This is a genomic window from Thalassobacter sp. HA4-2 (genome assembly GCF_055693705.1).
This window is the reverse complement of sequence record NZ_JBVFUK010000001.1, coordinates 2,849,236-2,867,775: the sequence shown is the minus strand read 5'-3', so window position 1 is coordinate 2,867,775 and position 18,540 is coordinate 2,849,236. Positions and strand designations below refer to the sequence as shown.

At 64.5% G+C, this 18,540-nt stretch carries 24 protein-coding genes and 1 pseudogene; 8 read left to right on the top strand and 17 right to left on the bottom strand.

Annotation, left to right across the window (positions count from 1 at the left end):
• Nucleotides 1-6 precede the first annotated feature (6 nt).
• Complete coding sequence (locus ACZ1G0_RS14575; protein WP_472737600.1) at nt 7-1,011, top strand: cytochrome d ubiquinol oxidase subunit II; 1,005 nt, start codon at nt 7-9, stop codon at nt 1,009-1,011.
• A 30-nt stretch (nt 1,012-1,041) separates the two neighbouring features.
• Here the strand turns inward: ACZ1G0_RS14575 and ACZ1G0_RS14570 are convergent, their stop codons facing one another.
• From ACZ1G0_RS14570 to ACZ1G0_RS14505, 14 genes are all read right to left on the bottom strand, one after another.
• On the bottom strand, nt 1,042-1,851 hold the full coding sequence (locus ACZ1G0_RS14570; protein ID WP_472737599.1) for a division plane positioning ATPase MipZ: 810 nt from the start codon (nt 1,849-1,851) through the stop codon (nt 1,042-1,044).
• A gap of 237 nt (nt 1,852-2,088) precedes the next feature.
• Nucleotides 2,089-2,310, bottom strand: a complete 222-nt coding sequence (gene rpmE, locus ACZ1G0_RS14565) for a 50S ribosomal protein L31 (protein ID WP_472737598.1) — start codon at nt 2,308-2,310, stop codon at nt 2,089-2,091.
• Nucleotides 2,311-2,321: 11 nt separating this feature from the next.
• On the bottom strand, nt 2,322-2,696 hold the full coding sequence (gene rplS, locus ACZ1G0_RS14560; protein WP_472737597.1) for a 50S ribosomal protein L19: 375 nt from the start codon (nt 2,694-2,696) through the stop codon (nt 2,322-2,324).
• A 171-nt stretch (nt 2,697-2,867) separates the two neighbouring features.
• Complete coding sequence (gene trmD, locus ACZ1G0_RS14555; RefSeq protein ID WP_472737596.1) at nt 2,868-3,701, bottom strand: tRNA (guanosine(37)-N1)-methyltransferase TrmD; 834 nt, start codon at nt 3,699-3,701, stop codon at nt 2,868-2,870.
• A complete protein-coding gene (gene rimM, locus ACZ1G0_RS14550) occupies nt 3,691-4,209 on the bottom strand; it encodes a ribosome maturation factor RimM (RefSeq protein ID WP_472737595.1) in 519 nt (172 codons plus the stop codon). The genes trmD and rimM overlap by 11 nt, the downstream gene beginning before the upstream one ends.
• Nucleotides 4,206-4,787, bottom strand: coding sequence for a 5,6-dimethylbenzimidazole synthase (gene bluB / locus ACZ1G0_RS14545; RefSeq protein WP_472737829.1), 582 nt, complete (start codon nt 4,785-4,787; stop codon nt 4,206-4,208). Before bluB ends, rimM begins: the two co-directional genes overlap by 4 nt.
• Before the next feature lie 49 nt (nt 4,788-4,836).
• On the bottom strand, nt 4,837-5,211 hold the full coding sequence (gene rpsP, locus ACZ1G0_RS14540) for a 30S ribosomal protein S16 (RefSeq protein ID WP_472737594.1): 375 nt from the start codon (nt 5,209-5,211) through the stop codon (nt 4,837-4,839).
• 48 nt (nt 5,212-5,259) lie between these two features.
• Nucleotides 5,260-5,556 (bottom strand): chorismate mutase, encoded by a 297-nt coding sequence (locus ACZ1G0_RS14535; RefSeq protein WP_472737593.1) that lies wholly within the window; start codon nt 5,554-5,556, stop codon nt 5,260-5,262.
• A gap of 118 nt (nt 5,557-5,674) precedes the next feature.
• On the bottom strand, nt 5,675-6,280 hold the full coding sequence (locus tag ACZ1G0_RS14530) for a GNAT family N-acetyltransferase (RefSeq protein ID WP_472737592.1): 606 nt from the start codon (nt 6,278-6,280) through the stop codon (nt 5,675-5,677).
• A complete protein-coding gene (locus tag ACZ1G0_RS14525) occupies nt 6,280-6,804 on the bottom strand; it encodes a GNAT family N-acetyltransferase (RefSeq protein WP_472737591.1) in 525 nt (174 codons plus the stop codon). Before ACZ1G0_RS14525 ends, ACZ1G0_RS14530 begins: the two co-directional genes overlap by 1 nt.
• On the bottom strand, nt 6,801-7,388 hold the full coding sequence (locus ACZ1G0_RS14520; RefSeq protein WP_472737590.1) for a GNAT family N-acetyltransferase: 588 nt from the start codon (nt 7,386-7,388) through the stop codon (nt 6,801-6,803). Before ACZ1G0_RS14520 ends, ACZ1G0_RS14525 begins: the two co-directional genes overlap by 4 nt.
• Complete coding sequence (gene ffh / locus ACZ1G0_RS14515) at nt 7,389-8,879, bottom strand: signal recognition particle protein (RefSeq protein WP_472737589.1); 1,491 nt, start codon at nt 8,877-8,879, stop codon at nt 7,389-7,391.
• Nucleotides 8,880-9,075: 196 nt separating this feature from the next.
• Complete coding sequence (locus ACZ1G0_RS14510) at nt 9,076-9,585, bottom strand: hypothetical protein (protein ID WP_472737588.1); 510 nt, start codon at nt 9,583-9,585, stop codon at nt 9,076-9,078.
• Nucleotides 9,586-9,670: 85 nt separating this feature from the next.
• Nucleotides 9,671-10,252, bottom strand: coding sequence for an FMN-dependent NADH-azoreductase (locus ACZ1G0_RS14505; protein WP_472737587.1), 582 nt, complete (start codon nt 10,250-10,252; stop codon nt 9,671-9,673).
• Between the two features lie 149 nt (nt 10,253-10,401).
• Here ACZ1G0_RS14505 and ACZ1G0_RS14500 point away from each other — a divergent pair, with 149 nt between their 5' ends.
• Nucleotides 10,402-11,295 carry a LysR family transcriptional regulator gene (locus tag ACZ1G0_RS14500; protein WP_472737586.1) on the top strand — a complete coding sequence of 298 codons (894 nt, stop codon included), beginning with the start codon at nt 10,402-10,404 and terminating at the stop codon, nt 11,293-11,295.
• On the opposite strand, the gene ACZ1G0_RS14495 is transcribed toward ACZ1G0_RS14500, so the two are convergent.
• Entirely contained in the window at nt 11,292-11,615 is a 324-nt protein-coding gene (locus tag ACZ1G0_RS14495) for an ArsR/SmtB family transcription factor (RefSeq protein WP_472737585.1), read from the bottom strand. The two genes, ACZ1G0_RS14500 and ACZ1G0_RS14495, sit on opposite strands and share 4 nt — an antisense overlap.
• A gap of 223 nt (nt 11,616-11,838) precedes the next feature.
• Here ACZ1G0_RS14495 and ACZ1G0_RS14490 point away from each other — a divergent pair, with 223 nt between their 5' ends.
• From ACZ1G0_RS14490 to ACZ1G0_RS14465, 6 genes are all read left to right on the top strand, one after another.
• A complete protein-coding gene (locus ACZ1G0_RS14490; protein WP_472737584.1) occupies nt 11,839-12,177 on the top strand; it encodes an AtpZ/AtpI family protein in 339 nt (112 codons plus the stop codon).
• Nucleotides 12,167-12,916, top strand: coding sequence for a F0F1 ATP synthase subunit A (locus ACZ1G0_RS14485; protein WP_472737583.1), 750 nt, complete (start codon nt 12,167-12,169; stop codon nt 12,914-12,916). Before ACZ1G0_RS14490 ends, ACZ1G0_RS14485 begins: the two co-directional genes overlap by 11 nt.
• A gap of 60 nt (nt 12,917-12,976) precedes the next feature.
• Entirely contained in the window at nt 12,977-13,201 is a 225-nt protein-coding gene (locus tag ACZ1G0_RS14480) for a F0F1 ATP synthase subunit C (protein ID WP_472737582.1), read from the top strand.
• 81 nt (nt 13,202-13,282) lie between these two features.
• Nucleotides 13,283-13,828, top strand: coding sequence for a F0F1 ATP synthase subunit B' (locus ACZ1G0_RS14475; RefSeq protein WP_472737581.1), 546 nt, complete (start codon nt 13,283-13,285; stop codon nt 13,826-13,828).
• A 4-nt stretch (nt 13,829-13,832) separates the two neighbouring features.
• Nucleotides 13,833-14,390, top strand: a complete 558-nt coding sequence (locus ACZ1G0_RS14470) for a F0F1 ATP synthase subunit B (RefSeq protein WP_472737580.1) — start codon at nt 13,833-13,835, stop codon at nt 14,388-14,390.
• A gap of 217 nt (nt 14,391-14,607) precedes the next feature.
• Nucleotides 14,608-15,381, top strand: coding sequence for an alpha/beta hydrolase (locus ACZ1G0_RS14465; RefSeq protein WP_472737579.1), 774 nt, complete (start codon nt 14,608-14,610; stop codon nt 15,379-15,381).
• 92 nt (nt 15,382-15,473) lie between these two features.
• Here ACZ1G0_RS14465 and hrpB read toward each other — a convergent pair.
• Together hrpB and ACZ1G0_RS14455 are read right to left on the bottom strand one after the other, a co-directional pair.
• A pseudogene (gene hrpB / locus ACZ1G0_RS14460) lies at nt 15,474-17,833 on the bottom strand (ATP-dependent helicase HrpB).
• Nucleotides 17,833-18,540, bottom strand: a complete 708-nt coding sequence (locus ACZ1G0_RS14455; RefSeq protein ID WP_472737578.1) for a DUF3108 domain-containing protein — start codon at nt 18,538-18,540, stop codon at nt 17,833-17,835. Before ACZ1G0_RS14455 ends, hrpB begins: the two are co-directional and overlap by 1 nt.

Genomic DNA, 18,540 nt, shown 5'->3' with positions numbered 1-18,540 from the left:
GCAGCCATGTTTGACGATCCAGCCACCTGGCTGCCCCTGACCTTTGCCGCCCTGATGGGCCTGTCGATCCTGATCTATGTGGTCCTGGATGGGTTCGACCTGGGCGTGGGGGTCCTGTTCCCCTTCGCCGAAGATGACGAAAAGGACCGCATGATCGCCTCGATCGGGCCGTTCTGGGATGCGAATGAAACGTGGCTGGTGCTGGCCGTGGGCCTGTTGCTGGTGGCCTTTCCGACCGCCCATGGCGAGATCTTGTCCACCCTATACCTGCCGGTGTTTTTCATGCTGGTCGGGTTGATCCTGCGCGGCGTGGCGTTCGAGTTTCGCGCCAAGGCCCGGGCCAAACGCAAGGCCATGTGGAACAATTTCTTCTTTGCGGGGTCCCTGATGACATCTCTGTCTCAAGGGTTCATGCTGGGCATGTACATCATGGGGCTGCAGTATTCGGCCTTCACCTTTGCCTTTGCCTGTCTCACGGCCGTGTTCCTGACCGTGGGCTACAGCTGCATCGGGGCGGCGTGGCTGATCGTGAAAACCGACAGCACGTTGCAGCGTAAGGCCGTTGGTTGGACCAAGGGCGGTGTCTGGGGGCTGGTGCTGGGGCTGGGTGCGATCTCGCTGGCCTCACCCTTGGTCAGCACCCGGATTTTCGACAAGTGGTTCACCTTCCCCGAGGCCTTTGCCCTGGCCCCCCTGCCGATCCTGTCATTGGCCTTGATCGCGGGTCTGTGGGTGTCCCTGCGCCGTTTGCCCACGTCGGACGACAGCTTTGCATGGATGCCCTTTGTGACCATCAGCGGGCTGTTCGTGCTGGCGTTTCTGGGGCTTGCTTACAGCTTTTACCCCTACGTCGTGCCCGAGAGCATCACAATCTACGACGCGGCGGCGGCCCCGGAATCCCTGATGATCATTCTTGTGGGGGCCTGCGTCGTGGTGCCAACCATTCTGGCCTACACCATTCTGGCCTATGTCATCTTTCGCGGCAAAGCGACGGAACTGCGCTACGACTGACCGTAGGGCGGGACTTGTCCCGCCCCGCCGTTAGAAATCCGCGCTGACACCGGGCAGGTTCAGGGCCAGCAGCAGGTCACGCACCTCTTGCCGGGCGGCGACGTTGGACATGTTCAGGTTCGCCACCCCAATGTCGCGCAGGTCCAGCAGGGTCATGCCGCGCGGGAACAGCTCGCGAAAGATCACCCGCTCCGTAAAGCCGGGGGCGACGCGGAACCCGATCCGCTTGGACAGATCGTCCAGCGCCTCGCCGACTTTGCGTTTGTTGTGCATGGCCTGCGCGCCCAGACGGTTGCGCAGGATCAGCCAGTCGATGGGCTTCAATCCCGCCTTGGCGCGCAGCTGGCGCGCGTGCCAGACCATCTCGGCGTAGACGCTGGGCCCCTGGATCTTGTTGCTGTCGGGGTCGATCTTGGCCAGCAGGTCAAAATCCACAAAGCTGTCGTTCAGGGGCGTGACCAGCGTATCGGCCAGCGAGTGGGCAACCTGGCTGAGCCGCGTGTGCGACCCGGGGCAGTCAATCACGATGAAATCGCAATCCTTCTCCAACTCCGCCACGGCTTGGCTGAGGGATTTGTCAAAGGGGTTTTCGTTGGCCTGCAAGGTCGCCTTGTCGATTTTGGGCAGGGGCACCATCCGCGGGGTGGGCAGGGCCACGCCTTGCTTGGCCGAATAGGAAATGCGGTTCTCGATGTAGCGGCTAAAGCTCTTTTGCCGCAAATCCAGATCCAGCGCGCCGACCCGTTGCCCACTGCGCGCGAGGGCCGTGGCCACATGCATACAGCACGTCGATTTCCCCGATCCGCCCTTTTCGTTCCCGAAAACAACTATATGCGCCATGGTCTGCCCCTTGCTTTGCTGCGCGCATCATATGCGCCCCAAGAATGGGTGTTAAGCGCCAAACGGCTCAATAGTGGCACTATTGACCCCGGTGAAGCCTTCAGATCCGGTACATACGCCAGTTCAAACCGCGCTAACTCGGCGTGGGCGGCAAGGTCGGACACGCCCCCCGGAGCCCCCTGAACAAAAAAGCCGCACCCAAGGGCGCGGCTTTCACAATACCAAAAGGGGCTGTGCTTAGAAGCCCAGACCGGCGTATTTGTTTTTGAACTTGGACACACGGCCGCCGGTGTCCATCAGTTTGGACGAACCGCCATTCCATGCAGGGTGCACGGAGGGGTCGATGTCCAGCGCCATCTGGTCGCCCTCGGCGCCCCAAGTGGATTTCATCTGAACCACAGTGCCGTCGGTCATTTTGACGTCGATGATGTGGTAGTCGGGATGGATTTCTTTTTTCATCTCGTCGCTCCTCAGGCTTTCTTGGGTTTGTAGGTCGTGTCTTCGGCGATCCGTGCGGATTTCCCACGACGGCTACGCAGGTAGTACAGCTTGGCGCGACGGACGCGGCCACGGCGGACAACGGTGATGCTGTCGATGTTGGTCGAGAACAGGGGGAACACACGTTCCACGCCCTCACCGAAGGAGATCTTGCGCACTGTGAACGACCCGGCGATGCCGTTGCCGTTGTTGCGTGCGATGCAGACGCCTTCGTAGTTCTGAATACGGGTGCGGGTGCCTTCGGTCACGCGGAAGCCCACGCGCACGGTGTCACCGGCTTTGAAGTCGGGAATGTCTTTCCCCAGGGCGGCGATTTGTTCCGCCTCTAGCTGTGCGATCAGGTTCATCTGATCTCTCCTTATGATACGCGTGGTTTGCCCACGGATGATGTCCTTGTCGGTTGGTCCGACGCGGCTATTGCTTTGTTGGTTCGGGAAGGTGCCCAAACATAAACACCCCGAGTCGCCTCGGGGTCTCCAGTGCGCCGCGTATAGCCGGGGCCGGGGGGCCGCGCAAGCCTAGTCCGCTTGGCGTTTGGCCCATAAATCAGGGCGGCGTTCGCGTGTCAGGCGTTCCGATTGATCCTGCCGCCACGCCGCCACCTTGCCATGGTCGCCCGAGGTCAGAACGGCCGGGATTTCGCGGCCCATCCATTCGGCAGGCTTGGTGTATTGTGGGTGTTCCAGCAATCCGTCGGAGAAGCTTTCCTCCTCGGTGCTGGCATGGTTGCCCAGCACCCCGGGGATCAGGCGCACGGTGGCGTCGATCATGGCTTGGGCCGCGATCTCGCCCCCGGTCAGGACGAAATCCCCAAGGCTGACCTCTTCGATGCCGTAGTGGTCCAGCACCCGTTCATCCACGCCCTCGAACCGGCCGCACAGCATGACAACGCCCGGGGCCTTGGCCCAAGCGGCCGCGCGGGCTTGGGTAAAGGGGCGTCCCCGTGGGGACAGGTAAACCAGCGGTGTGCCCGGGGCGGCCCCGGCCAGGGCGGCCTCGATCGCGGGGCCGACCACGTCCGGGCGCAGGACCAGACCTGCGCCGCCCCCAGCGGGCGTGTCGTCCACGTTGCGGTGCTTGGTCAGGCCAAAGCTGCGCAGGTCGATGGGGTCCAGCGCCCACTTGCCCGCCTGCAGGGCCTTGCCGGTCAGGCTTTCGCCCAGGACGCCCGGGAAGGCGCCGGGAAACAGGGTGATGATCTGTGCCCGCCACGCGCCCGCCAGTTGCGGGGTCGGGGTCATCAATTCGCGCGGTTTCAAGCTGGCCGAGATGGACAGCCGCCCGTGGGATTTGGTGACAGACCGGGACTTCATCCCGTGGGATTTCATGCCTTTAGGCGCGTCATCCGTCATCGGCGTCATCTCCGGGCATCAGGCCGGGGGGCGGGTCGATCACGATGCGGCAAGCGGTCAAATCCACTGTGGGTACAATGGCTTGGGTAAAGGGCACCAGAACCGTGGTGCCGGCCATGCGCAGTTCCAACAGGTCGCCCGCGCCGTGGTCGTGCACCGCGTGAACCTTGCCCAGATCGACGCCGCCGGTGTCGAACACACTCAGCCCGATCAGGTCGGTGTAGTAGTATTCGTCGTCGGGCAGGGCGGGCAGGGCGGTGCGGGGCGCCCACAGCTTTTGGCCGCGTAGGGCATCCGCCGCTTCCTTGTGTTTCACGCCGGTCATTCGCGCCGCATAGCCGCCCTTTACGGGGCGCAGGATCGTGACCTTGTACTGGGTCCCGGTGTCGTCGGTCAGGGGGCCATAATCCCCCACCGCCGAGGGTTCGGCGCAAAAGCTTTTGAGGCGCACGTCGCCGCGCACCCCGTAGGACCCGGTCACAGCGGCAAGGCAAACATGGTCTTTCATCGGGTGATGACCTCCAGCGTTGTTCGGGTTTCCCAGCCGTGGGTGATCAGCTCGGGTGTTTGGGATGTGTCTTCGGGCCAGCCCAGGCACAGGTAGGCCACAAGGGCCCAGTCCTCCGGCACGTCCAGCGCGCGGTCCAGCGCCGGGGCGTCCAGGATCGACACCCAGCCCAGACCCAGCCCCTTGGCGCGCACCGCCAGCCAGAACAGGGTCAGGGCCGACACGCAGGAATAGCGCAGCATTTCGGGCATGGTGGCGCGGCCAAGGCCAGCGCCCTTGGCGGTGCCCTCGTCGCAATAGAGCGCGATTTGTACCGGGGCCTCGCGCATGCCGGACAGTTTGAGTTGTGCGTAAGTGTTTGCTTTGTCGCCAGAATATGTGGCGAGGGCCGCGGCATTGGCAGCCTGGAAATTGGTCAGGGCCGCATCGCGCGCAGCCGGGCTTTGCACCCGCACCACGCGCCACGGTTCGGACAGGCCGACCGAGGGCGCCAGATCAAACGCCCGCAGGCATTCGTCCAGCATGTCCTCGGGGACCGGGTCCGTGCGGAAGCGGCGCACATCGCGCCGCCACCGCATCAGGTCCCACAAGTCTGCCTGAAAGGCAGCGGGGAACGCCTGCAAAGGATTATTCCTCGGCGGGGGCGGCAGCGGCCTCGGCAGCTTTGGCGGCCTTGGCGGCTTTCTCTTCTGCGCGTTCCACGGCCTTCTTGCCGGGCTTGGCTTTCTTGGGGTTGTTGCGCTCGGTCTTTTCACGGACGCCAGCGGCTTCGAGGAAGCGGGCCACACGGTCCGTGGGCTGTGCGCCTTGGTCCAGCCAGTGCTGCACGCGTTCCATGTTCAGCTGCACGCGTTCCTCGGAGTCCTTGGGCAGCAAGGGATTGTAAGTGCCCAGTTTTTCGATGAAGCGACCGTCGCGGGGCATGCGGCTGTCGGCGGCAACAACGCGGTAGAAGGGGCGCTTTTTGGAACCGCCACGGGCGAGACGAATTTTCATGGCCATTGGGTTTTCTCCTATGAATGGCAGGGGTGAGGTGGGACAAGTCCCACCCTACGTTTGGTGTTGTTTATGGTGCTGAATGACTTCAGCGATGATGAAATTCAGGAGCTTTTTGGCAAACTCCGGGTCGAGGTTGGCGCGTTGCGCCAAGTCTTCTAGCCGCGCAATCTGGGCCGCTTCGCGGTCCGGATCGGACGGGGGAAGGTCGTGTTCGGCTTTCAGTTTGCCGACCGCTTGGGTGTGGGCGAAACGCTCCCCAAGGGTGTAGATCAGGATCGCATCAAGGCGGTCGATGCTTTCGCGGTGGCCCTTGAGGACCTCTGCGGCGCGGGTGGTTGTGTCACTCATGGGACACTCCTTTGTTGCAGATTTGGGACACCCCGAAAGGCCCCCGAAAACACCCCCGAAACCCACCCCGAAAGACATCCCGGGCGCGCGTCCTGTGGCATGGCTGTGACAGACGCGGTCAGTCAAGGGCATAGCCTTTCGGTTTGAACAGCGGGTCGGCGTAGTGGGCGATCTCCATCTCGATCCCATGGGCGAGTTGGGTTCCGCGCAGGGCATCCGGGCCGGGGTGCCGATAGACCACATCGTTGCCATCCACGCTGGCCGCGGTGTCGTCGCGTTTGGCGCCCAGACGTTCGGCCAGACGGATGCTGTCGAGGTTCTTGGGGTCAAGGTAACTGACCACGCCGTCCCAGCCCCGGGTCTGGTACAGGTACTGGCGCGCGGCATAGGTCGCTTCGAGGGCATAGCCCTTGCCCGCGACCTCGGGCCAGATGATCCAGGCCAGCTCGGCCTCGGGCCATTTGGCGGGTTTCCACGCCCCGGCCATGCCAAGGGTCTTGTCGGTCTGGCGGTCGTGGATCATCCACATGCCATAGCCGCGAATTTCCCAATGCCCGATCTCGGCGGCATAAAGCATCCACGCCTCGTAGGCGTTCAAAGGCCCGCCCATGTAGCGCGCCCGGTAGCTGGAGAAGGTCGCCTTGAAGTCCGGGTAATCCTCGGCCTCGGGGCCGCGCAGTGCCAGACGGCGGGTGGTCAGGGTGGGGATGTCGCGGTGTCCCATTACGCGGCCTCCGGGCTGGGGTGGCGGTAGATGTCCACGGTGCCGACCCGCTCGTTCGTCCATGTCCCGTCGGGGGTGCAGCCGATCCGCAAGGCCAGCGCGCGGGACGCATCATTGGCAGGATCAATCAGGCTGATAACCGTGGTCCAGCCCAGCACATCATAGGCATAGGCGCGCACGGCCAGCGCCGCTTCGGTGCCATAGCCCTGCCCCTCGTGGCCGTCGAACAGGTCCCAGCCGATTTCCGCCTCGGGCCAGCCTTCGGGCTGCCACAGGCCGACATTGCCGATGGCGGTGTCGTCGCCCGTGCGTGTGACGGTCCAACGGCCAAAGCCGCGCAGGGTCCAATGGCCGATTTCCTTGGACAGCTCGCGCCACGCCATTTCGCGCCCCAAGGGGCCGCCCACAAAACGTGACCGGGGGCTGGCGAAAAAGGCGATATAGGCCTCCGCGTCCTGGGGGCCGGGGGCGCGCAGGGTCAGGCGGTCGGTGGTCAGGGTGGGGATGGTGACGCCGGGGGTCATTCGGGCCACCCCCAATGCACGTAGCGATAGAAGGTATAGCCCATCTTGGTCGTGGGCCCCTGTGTCGTCGCACCCAGCTTTTCGGCAAGGGCGCAGGCGCGGGTGTTTTCCACGTCGCAATAGGACAACAGCGCGGGCAGTTTCAGGGTGTCGCGGGCGTAGTTGCGGGCGGCGGTCGCGGCCTCGAAGGCATAGCCCTGCCCCTCGCCACGGCCGTTGAACAGATAGCCCAGCTCGTGCGCCTCGTCGCCCTGTTCGCAGCCGATCATGACGAAACCGACGGTGTCCTCGCCCGCCTCGACCACCCAAACGCCGTGGCCTCGCAGGATCCACGTGGCGGTCATGCGGCAAAAGTCGTCCCAGGCATCCTCGTGGCTGAAGGGGCCGCCGATGTACTGGCCCCGCTCGTGGCAGACGATGGCGGCGTAATCCACGAAATCCTCGCGCCGGGGCGCGCGCAGAACCAGCCGCGCCGTGCGCAGGGCAGGCACAACGCTGGCCAAAGCCGCCGATTGGGCGACCGTGGCAGGCGTCATCGGCACGATCAGCGGGCCGAGGCGGTCAGGTTCTGCGGTTTGGAACATCTACTTTTTCTTGCCAAAGCCCGACAGGCCGCCGGGCAGGCCACCCATGCCAGGCATCCCGCCCATGCCGCCGGGCATTTTGCCCAACTGTTTGGCGGCCGCTTCCATGGCGGCGGGGTCCATTTGGCTGGGGTCGGGCATGCCGCCACCCTTGCCGGTCATGGCGGCCATGGCCTTTTTCATCATGCCGCCCTTGCCCATCTTCTTCATCATGTCGGCCATCTGGCGGTGCTGTTTGATCAGCTTGTTCAGCTCGGACACCTCCAGCCCTGCGCCCTTGGCGATGCGCTTTTTGCGGCTGGCTTGCAGCAGGGCGGGGTTGGCGCGTTCCTTTTTGGTCATGGAGTTGATCAGGGCGATCTGGCGGTCCAGCACCTTGTCGTCGAGGCCCGCCGCCGACATCTGTTTGGACATCTTGCCCATGCCGGGCATCATGCCCATGACACCCTCCATACCGCCCATCTTCTTCATCTGGTCCAGCTGGCCCTTCAGGTCGTTCATGTTGAACAGACCCTTCTGGAACCGCTTCATCATGCGCTCTTGCGCCTCGGCCTCCATCGTCTCTTGGGCTTTTTCCACCAGCGCCACGATGTCGCCCATGCCAAGGATGCGGCCTGCGATGCGGTCAGGCTCGAACGTCTCCAGCGCGTCCATCTTTTCGCCCAGACCCACAAAGCGGATCGGCTTGCCGGTGACGGCGCGCATGGACAGGGCGGCACCGCCGCGCCCGTCGCCGTCCATCCGGGTCAGGACCACGCCGGAGATGCCGACCTTGGCGTCGAATTCCTCGGCCACTTCGACGGCGACCTGACCGGTCAGGCCGTCGACGACCAGCAGGGTTTCGCGCGGGGACACAGCGGCAGAGACCTGTTCGACCTCACTCATCAACACCTGGTCGATCTGCAACCGGCCCGCGGTGTCCAGCATATAGACGTCATAGCCGCCCAGGGTCGCCTGCTGCTTGGCGCGTTTGGCGATGTCCACGGGGGTCTGGCCGGGCACGATGGGCAGCACGTCGACGCCGACCTGCTGGCCGAGGATCTTGAGCTGTTCCATGGCGGCGGGGCGGTAGATGTCGAGGGAGGCCATCAGGACCTTCTTGCCCTCGCGTTCCTTCAACCGTTTGGCCAGCTTGCCAGTCGTAGTGGTCTTACCCGAGCCCTGGAGGCCGACCATCAGAATCGGCGCGGGCGGGTTGTCGATTTTCAAAACGCCGGGGTCTTCGTCCCCGGTCAGGACGCCGCGCAACTCGTCATGGACGATTTTGATGACCATCTGGCCGGGGGTGACGGATTTGGTGACAGCCGCCCCCGTGGCCTTGCCCTGCACCCGTTTGACGAAATCGCGGGCCACGGGCAGGGACACGTCCGCCTCCAGCAGGGCGACGCGGACCTCGCGCAGCGCCGTTTTGACGTCATCCTCTGACAGCGCGCCTTGTTTGGTCAGGCGGTCAAAGACGCCGGACAGGCGATCGGATAGGGTCTCAAACATGGGCGCGGGCCCCCTTGGTTAGTCCAGTTTCCCCGAATATGGGGTCCAAAGCCTAAATGCACAAACGCCCCCACGGGCGTGACACGCTGGTGGGGGGCGATCCTTGGCAAGGCCCAGGACCGGAAGGCAATGCTTCCGGAGTTGTGTGGGCAATACGCCCCGAAGCCGACTGAGTCAACCGGGGCGCAAGACCTGTTCAGCTGGGCCAGCGCGCGTCATACAGCGCGCGGGCGCCCGCCGCGTCGGTAAAGGGCAAGTCCGGCCATGGCGTCAGGCTGTAGGCCTCGATTTCCCGGGCAAGCGTTTCGTTGGCGATCATGTGGTCGATGTACAGAGCGGCATTGCTCTGGGTGAAGGGGCCGTCCTCTTTAAGCAACACCGCCACTTGCTGCATGTGGGACCCATAATTCGCATTGTGCTGTTGTGCCCCGTCCCGGGCCAGAACCTCACGGTGAAAGGTCATCTTTGCCGCGAAGCTGGCGGCGTCCAACGGCGTAGGCAGGGCGGGCAATTCAGCGTCTACAGGAAAGGATGCGTTGATGATGTCATCCGCCGCCAGCTCCGTCTTGATGTCGCCGGACAGGTCTTGGACACCTGCCGACACCACGCCCATTGCGGCAAGGCCAAGGCCCACAAGGGCGGCGGTCAGCACGACCCAGTCCACGGTGACGGCACCGGATTCGGATGCGATAAAGCTACGGGTCATTTCAAGTCTCCCAAGGTTGAGTTGCCCTTGGGATAGGTGGGAATCACGGCCTTCTTGGGCCGTGATTGTGTTTTATCCGGGGTGACTATGCGGCCAGGGCCTGGGCCGCCGCCTTGGCGGCTGCCAGTGTTTCGTCGGGGTTCACGGCCATTTGGTCGGCGGCGATGATCTCCACGTCTTTGATCCCGATAAAGCCCAGAACGTGGCGCATGTAGGTGGTCGCGTAGTCGATGTCCGACCCCGCTTGCGTGCCGCCCGAGGCGACGGTGAGGATGGCGGGCTTGCCTTCCAACAGGCCCGCGGGGCCGTTTTCGGTGTAGCGGAAGGTGACGCCCGCCCGCGCCACTTGGTCGATCCACGCCTTCAGGCCCGCAGGCACGGAAAAGTTGTAGATCGGCAGGCCGATCAGGATCGTATCGGCAGCGCGCAGTTCCGCGATCAGGGCATCGGATGTGGCCAGCGTGGCGCGCTGCGTGTCAGTGCGGTCGCCCTCGGGGGTGAAGTTGGCTTGGGTCCAGGCCTCGTCGATCAGGGGCACGGGGTCGGCCGCCAGATCCCGGTGGGTCGTGGTGTCCGCGGCCAGTTTGGCGGCGACCAGATCGCTGAGGTCGCGGGTGATGGAACCGGTGGTCCGCAGCGAGGCGTCGATGCGCAGAAGATGTGTCATGTGCTTAGTCCTTTTGAACTGTGTGCCGTGGGTATGGTCCATTGCAAAAAATAACCAAACACGCGTGAGGGCACGCAGGTTGTGCAATTTTGCATTGATCTTGCGCCGCAATCTGCCACGCTGGGCGAAACGGACGAACGGAGGGATGCATGTTCAACGATTGGGACGAGGTGCGCACGGCTTATCAGGTTGCGCGGTTGGGCACGGTCAGCGGGGCGGCGAGCGCCTTGGGGGTGCACCACGCCACGGTGATCCGCCATATCGACAGCCTGGAGGAAAAGCTGGGCGCCAAACTGTTTCAGCGCCACGCCCGGGGCTACACCCCGACCGAAGCGGGCCAAGACCTGTTGAAGGTCGCCCAATCCACCGACGATCAGCTGTCCCAACTGGCGGGTCGGATACGCGGGCGCGGGGATCAGGTGACGGGCGAGGTCATCATCACCTCGCTGGCCACGCTGGCCCCCATGCTGGCCCCGGCCCTGGCTGCGTTCCAAGAGGAGAACCCGGAGCTGGCGATCAAGCTGCTGACGGACGAGCGGTTGTTCCGTCTTGAGTATGGCGAGGCCCATGTGGCGATCCGCGCGGGCAAGGCACCGGGGCAGGCGGACAACGTCGTGCAGGCGTTCTATAGCGCCCCTTGGGCGATGTATGCCTCTCGGGACTATGTGGCGCGGCACGGGGACGTGGTGGATTTAGACAACCCCGCAGGCCACCGATTTATCGGCAGCGCCGAGGAAAACCCCCGCGCGCCTTTCTTTGCGTGGATGCACCAGAACATTCCCGCCGACCAGATCACCTACCGCGTCAACCAGATCACCGCCGTGCGCCCGGCCATCGAGGCCGGGTTGGGTATCGGGTTCTCGACCCTTTGGGCGGAACAAGGCAACGACGATGTGGTCAAGATCGCCCCCTCGCGCCCGGAATGGTGCACGGACCTGTGGCTGGTGACCCACGTGGATCTGCACCGCACGGCCAAGGTGCAGACGCTGGTGCGGTTCCTGAAGGAATGGGCCAAGCAGTGGCCGCCTTGCGAGGGGGACTAATCGCCCAGCTCTTGGCGCAAGAACCGCTCGAACGCGTCCAGGTTCACCGCCTCGAACTGGCCAAAGCCCTGCATCCAGATCGACGCGTCGCGCAGGGCACCCGGTTCCAGCTTGCACCACTTCACCCGGCCCCGCTTTTCCTGAGAGATCAGGCCCGCGCGGGTCAGGATTGTCAGGTGCTTGGAAATCGCGGCCAGCGACATCTCGAACGGGTCTGCCACGTCCGTCACGGTCATGTCGTCTTCCAGCAACATGGACAGGATCGCCCGTCGCGTGGGGTCGGACAGGGCCGCGAATGTGGTGCTCAGCGCATCGGTCATGGGCCAGACCTGCGCCCCGATGGGGGTAAGGTCAAGGCAGTCAGAGTGATTGATGGGGCTTTACTTAACCTATCCGTTGAATGCCGTTTGGGGGCGGTGGACGCATGTGCATCTGCGGCATTCTTGCAAAGTCATTTATTTTCAAAATCTTAAGTGGGCGCGCCCTGCGTTGACTCTGTGTGCCCGTGTGCATAAACACCGCGCTAACGAAGTGGGGTGCATTTTGTCCAACGATCCTGACGCAGAGCGCTTGAAAGCGCTGGAAGCCAAGATCGCAGCCGCCAAGGGCGACGAGGGCACGCACCACATGGACGAGCACTACTCTCAAGCGCAGCACGCGTGGCGGATGGTGTCCGAGCTTGTGGCCGGGATCGGTCTTGGGTTTGGGATTGGATATGGGTTGGACTATCTGCTGGGCACAATGCCTTGGATGATGGTGATGTTCACGGTGCTGGGGCTTATCGCCGGCATCAAGGTCATGATCGGTTCCGCGCAGGAGTTGCAGCGACAGACACTAGCGGCGCAGGCCGAAACGGACGAGGGATCGACAGATGGCAGATAAAGAGAGCAGCTTGGTCTTCCACCCGATGGACCAGTTCATCGTGAAGCCTTTGGGCGGTTCCGCAGGGGACGCCGTCGGCATGTTCACCATCACGAACCTGACCCTGTGGTTGGGCATCGCGGTGGTCTGCGTCATCGCCCTGTTCGTTCTGGGCACCCGGGGCCGCGCGATCGTGCCGAACCGCACGCAGTCGGTTGTCGAGATGATGTACGGCTTTGTCTACACCATGGTCGAGGATGTGACAGGCAAGGACGCCGTGCGTTACTTCCCATACATCTTTACCCTGTTCGTGTTCATCCTGTTCTCGAACTTCCTGGCCCTGATCCCCATGTCCTACTCGCCCACGTCGATGATCGGTGTGACGGCCGTTATGGGCTTTGGTGTGTTTATTGCGATCACCATCCTGGGCTTTGTGAAAAACGGCGTGTCGTTCCTGGGGTTGTTCTGGGTCAGCTCCGCACCGCTGGCGCTGCGGCCCATCCTGGCGATTATCGAGATCATCTCGTACTTCGTACGCCCCGTCAGCCACTCCGTCCGTCTGGCCGGTAACGTGCTGGCCGGTCACGCGGTTCTCAAGGTGTTCGCCACCTTTGCCGCCGTCACTGCCGTGGCCCCGCTGGCGATCTTTGGCGTGATCGGCATCTTCGCCCTAGAGGTGCTGGTGTCTGCGATCCAGGCCTACGTCTTTACCATTCTGACATGCGTGTATCTGAAAGATGCATTGCACCCGTCGCACTAATTCTACGCGGGCCATTCGGTTCGTTTCGAATACCAACTTCCAATCGTAAGGAGATACATCATGGAAGGTGAACTCGCACACATCGGCGCAGGCATCGCAGCACTGGGCACGGGTCTGGCCGCTATCGGCGTGGGCAACGTTGCTGCAAACTTCTTGGCAGGCGCCCTGCGCAACCCATCTGCTGCTGGTGGTCAAACCGCCACTCTGTTCATCGGCATCGCGTTCGCCGAGGCTCTGGGCATCTTCGCCTTCCTCGTCGCACTGCTGCTGATGTTCGCTGTCTAAGATAGCACACTAAGATCCTTACGTAAGGCGGGGCGCAGATGTGGCCCGCCAACGTGACCTAGGTTCCCGAAGGAGGCCAACATGGCTACAGAAACCCATTCCTCCGCAAGCGCCTGCGTTGACGCAGGAGGCTCCGCGCTCGGGATGCCACAACTTTGCGCCGATTGGTTCGGCAACCAGGTGTTCTGGCTTGTTGCGGCCCTCGTCGTTATTTTCTTTGTCCTGAACAAAGTCGCGCTGCCTCGCATCGCCGCAGTTCTGGCCGAACGCTCTGGCACGATTTCCAACGACCTCGCTGCCGCAGAAGAGCTCAAGCACAAGGCCCAAGAGGCCGAGGCCGCTTACAACAAGGCACTGGCCGATGCCCGCGCCGAGGCTCAGGCAATCAACGCCGAAACCCGGGATCAGATCAAGGCGCAACTGGCCGACGCAATTGCCAAGGCCGACGCCGAAATCGCCGCCAAGGCCGCCGAGTCAGAGGCCGCGATTGCGGAAATTCGCGCAGGGGCCACGGCCTCCATCGCCGAAGTCGCCAAAGATGTCGCCGGTGAGATCGCCAGCGCCATGGGTGGCAAAGCCGACGCCAAGGCGGTCGCCGCCGCTGTCGAAGCGCGGATGAAAGGGTAATCCGATGAAACGTCTTACACTGCTTTTGACCCTTGCCGCCGGTCCCGCGTTCGCGGCGGGTGACAAGCCCTTCTTCTCGCTGGCCAACACGGATTTTGTCGTCACCATCGGCTTTCTGTGTTTCATCGGGGTGCTGGTTTATTTCAAGGTGCCGGGCCTGCTGGCCGGGATGCTGGACAACCGCGCCGAGGGGATCCGCAGCGAATTGAACGAAGCCAAGGCCCTGCGCGACGAGGCGCAGGCGCTGCTGGCGGAATACGAGCGCAAGGCCGCCGAGACACGGGCGCAGGCGGACAAGATCATCGCCGCCGCCAAGTCCGAGGCCGAAATGGCAGCCGAACTGGCCAAGGAAGATCTGGCCGCATCCGTCGCGCGCCGCATGGCAGCCGCCGAGGATCAGATCGCGTCTGCCCAAGCCTCTGCCGTGAAAGAGGTGCGCGACAGCGCCGTGCAAGTGGCCGTGGCCGCCGCCGGTGATGTGATCGCCCAACAGTTGGGTGCCAAAGAAGTTGGCGCGACCATTGATGACGCGATCGAGCAAGTGGGCGCAAAGCTGCACTGAGCGCGCCACGTTTGACCTAAATGTCCCCGCCGGCTGTCGCCTGCGGGGGCTTTTTTGTTTTGGGGCTCTGCCCCTCCCCGCGCGCCCCCGAGGGTATCTACCACCCAAAGCAGCCCGACCTGCGGCGAATGCGATCATTTGTGTGGCCGGTCCTTTCTGTTGGGGCCTGAGGGCTGTAGGCTGGCGTGTGACACGCCGCCATACAGGAACTGCCTTCATGTCCGAACTTGACGATGCTTATGCCAATGCCCCCTACATCGAAGGTGGGTCAGAGTATCCGCAGGTTTGGACCCAAAGAGGCGCCACCTTTCGCGCCGAGGCCAAGGGTCAGGTCGGGGTCAGCTACGATGACCACCTTGAGGCGGTCTATGATCTGTTCCTGCCCGAGGGCGCGCCCGAAGGGCTGATCGTATTCGTGCATGGTGGCTATTGGCAGGCCTTTGGGCCCAGCTATTGGTCGTGGTTGGCCGAGGGGGCCGTGGCGCGGGGCTATGCCTTTGCCGTCGTGGGCTATCCCTTGGCCCCCGAGGTGACGATCCCGCAGATCACCACCTTTGTGCGCCACGCGATCCTGAAACTGGCGGACGAAGTGTCGGGCGATATCGTTTTGACAGGGCATTCCGCGGGCGGGCACCTTGTGGCGCGTATGGCCATGGGGGACGGGCCGCGCGACCTGTTCCCGCGCCTGAAACGGATCGTGCCGATCAGCCCCCTGTCCGACCTGCGCCCGTTGCTGGAATTGCAGATGAACGAGAACCTGAAGCTGACGCCCGTGTCGGCGGCGCAGGAAAGCCCGGTCCTGGCCGATAACTTTTGGGGGGGCGAGGTGCACGTTTGGGTCGGCGGCGCGGAACGGCCTGCGTTTTTGGAGCAGGCGAGTTGGTTGTCCAACGTCTGGGGTCAACCCATGACCGTACAGCCGCACCGGCACCATTTTGATGTGATCGAAGATATGGTGGATGGGCCACTTTTGGATGCGTTGATCCGGTAACCAGGGGGCAGCCCTGACCCCCATCGAGGGGGCCATGCCTGCCGTGAGGCTCTGCCTCACACTCCGGGGGTATTTGTGACCCAATGAAGGGGTCAGGGCTTGCGCCGCTTGGCCCGTGTCGTGGGGTCGGCCTGGGTCGGGTCCTCGGGCCACGGGTGGCGGGGGTAGCGGCCGCGCATGTCCTTGCGCACATCGGCGTAGGTCGTGGCCCAGAAGCCCGGCAGGTCTTGGGTGACTTGCATCGGCTTGTGTCCCGGCGACAGCAGGACCATGCGCAGGGGCGTGCGGTCAGGCCCCGTGACCGGGTGGCGCGTTTCGCCGAACACTTCCTGCAGACGCAGTTCCACCGTTGGGGCGGTGCCTGAATAGTCGATGGGTACCTTGCGGCCCAGGGGCGTTTCGTAGTGGGGCGGGGACAGGGCGTCGAGCTGTTGCAGCAGGCCGTAGCCCAACCAATTGCGCAAAGGCTCTGTCGGGTCCCAGGTCTTGAGATCGCCGTGGGTTTTCTTGCCCGACAGGTAGGGAAGGGCCCAGACTTCCAATTGGTCCAGCAGGGCCGCGTCGCTGACATCGACCAGACCGGACAGGGCCACCCGCGCCCGCAGGCGGTGGGCGGCGGGGGTCCAGTTCAAGCATGCCAACCCGAGGTCGCGGATCCCATCCAGCAGGGCCAGTGCGATGGCATCCGCCGGCGCGTCGGCCCAAGTCTCGTCGCGCAGGGCAATGGCCCCAAGGCGTTCTTGTCGGCGGGTCAGGACGCGGCGCGTGCGGCTGTCCCATGTGCAGATGGTGTGCCATGCGATCTGGTCGCCGTAGACCGCGCGCAACTCGGCTTCGGTGATCTGGAGGGCTTGCCGGATGCGGGGGTCCCGACCTTGGCCGTCCAGATCGACGGCCACGATCAGCCGCGCGCTGGCGAGTGTATCGCCGTCCTGCATCCTGCCCCCGGACCCGCCGGACAATTGCCACCGGGGGCCTCGCCCGCGCGGCGCAACCCGATGCGGTCGGGGTAGGCGCGGGCGGCCTGTTGCGCGGCGGATTGCGGCGGGCCGGCTTCAAACCGCTTCAGGCGCTTGGCCTCGGCCGTCGTCCGTTTGGGCAGGGGCGCGTCGAGGCGCGCGGACAGGTCCACCCCTGCGCCGGGCATGGGATCGCGGTCCGACAGGATGGCCGCCAGACGGGCCGCGCCGGGACCGCCCGTCAGCACCATATGGGCCAGGCGCGGATGCAGGGGCACCCGGGCCAGGGCGCGCCCGTGATCGGTGACGGAGGCACCGTTGAGCGCCCCAAGGCTGCGCAGCAGTTCCTGGGCCTCGGCCAGGGGGCCCGGGGGCGGAGGGGTCAGAAACGCCAGACCCGCGCCGTCCGGGGCACCCCAGCGGGCCAGTTCCAACGCCAGATCGCATAGGTCTGCACTGGCAATCTCGGGCGGTGGAAAGGGGGCCAGCCCCCCTTCGGCGGCGCGGGTCCAGTTGCGATAGCACACGCCGGGGGCGGTACGACCCGCGCGGCCCGCGCGCTGCGTCGCCTCGGCCCGGGTGACGCGGTCGGTGATCAACTGGGTCATGCCACGGGCAGGATCAAACCGGGCGCGGCGCGCTTGGCCCCCATCCACCACCACGCTGATGTCCGGGATCGTCAGGGAGGTCTCGGCAATCGAGGTCGCCAGCACCACCTTGCGCCCCTCGGACGGGCGGATGGCGGCCTGTTGGTCCTTGAACGGCAGGGCACCGTAGAGGTGATGCAGGTCAACCCCCGGGGGCAGGGACAGCTTGCCCGACACCCGCGCGATCTCGCCCGCGCCGGGCAGGAAGGCGAGGATGCCGCCCTGTTCCTCGTCGATGGCCTGTTGGATCAGCATGGCCATCTGGGTGTCCCACCGCTGGTCTTGGGGCGCGGGGCGGTCGCGGTAGCGGATGTCGATGGGATAGGTGCGCCCCTCGGCGGTCAGGATCGGGGCATCGTCCAGCAGGGCGGCCACGGGGGCCGCGTCCAGGGTGGCGGACATGACAAGGAGGCTCAGGTCCGGGCGCAGGGCGCTGCGCACCTCCCAGGCGAGGGCAAGGCCAAGGTCGGCAGCCATGGAGCGTTCGTGAAACTCGTCAAAGATCAGGCAGCCGATGCCGGGCAATTCCGGGTCGGATTGGATCATGGCGGTCAGGATGCCCTCGGTCACGACCTCGATCCGGTCGCCGCGCATGCTGTCGCCGCGCATGGCGTAGCCGACGGTCTGGCCCAGGGGTTCGCCTAGGGATTCGGCAAGGCGCGCGGCGGCCCCCTTGGCGGCAAGGCGGCGCGGTTCCAGCATCACGATTTTTCCGGGGATCGTGTCCAGCAGGGCCAAGGGCACGCGGGTGGTCTTGCCCGCCCCGGGCGGCGCTTGCAGGACCGCGCGGCCATGGGTGGTCAGGGCCGTGCACAGGTCCGGCAGGATCGGGTCAATGGGCAGCATCACCTGCGGCGTAGCACAGCGTCCCCAAGGGTTGTAGGGGTGCGCACCTCGGTCACGCGCATCTTGTCGCCCACCCGGGTCAGGGTGGCGGTGAAGGGAAACCGTGTGCGTTCAGCCATGTCGTCGGGCGAGAACCCGCCCACCCGGCGGTATTCGCCGCTGCAGGTCAGGCCGGTTTCCGTGGGCACCGGGTTGGTCAGGCTGATGGCGGTGCGGCGGCGCCCGTCGAACATGTCCAGCCTTGTGGTGCAGGCCTCGGCGGCGGGCACATCGCGCAGGATGGCATAAAGGGCGGTCAGGATATCCACTGTGCCGCCTTGGCTGGCCGGGTTCAGGTCATAGGGGGCGGGGCCGCGCGGGGGCGTGATCTCCTCGACCTGGGGCACGCCGCCGCGATAGCGGATCACCGAGGTGGACTGGCGTTTGCCTGTATCCGCCGCCTCGGTGTAGCGCTGCGGGGTGTAGCGATTGCCGCGCACCGTCCCGGCAGAGGTGGCGTCGTAGCTGAACTTGCGCACCATGGCTACAAATCCGGTCGACACCAACTTGCCCGCGACCGCGTACTGATTGCCCGATTGTTCCCCCCGAAACGCAAGTTGGCCGGCCTTGATCCCCCGGATCGAGACGTCGAAACGCCCCTGATCCACGGTCTGGGCGGCGGCGGGCAGGGCAAGAAGGGTCGAAAGGGCGAGGGCACGCAGTATCAT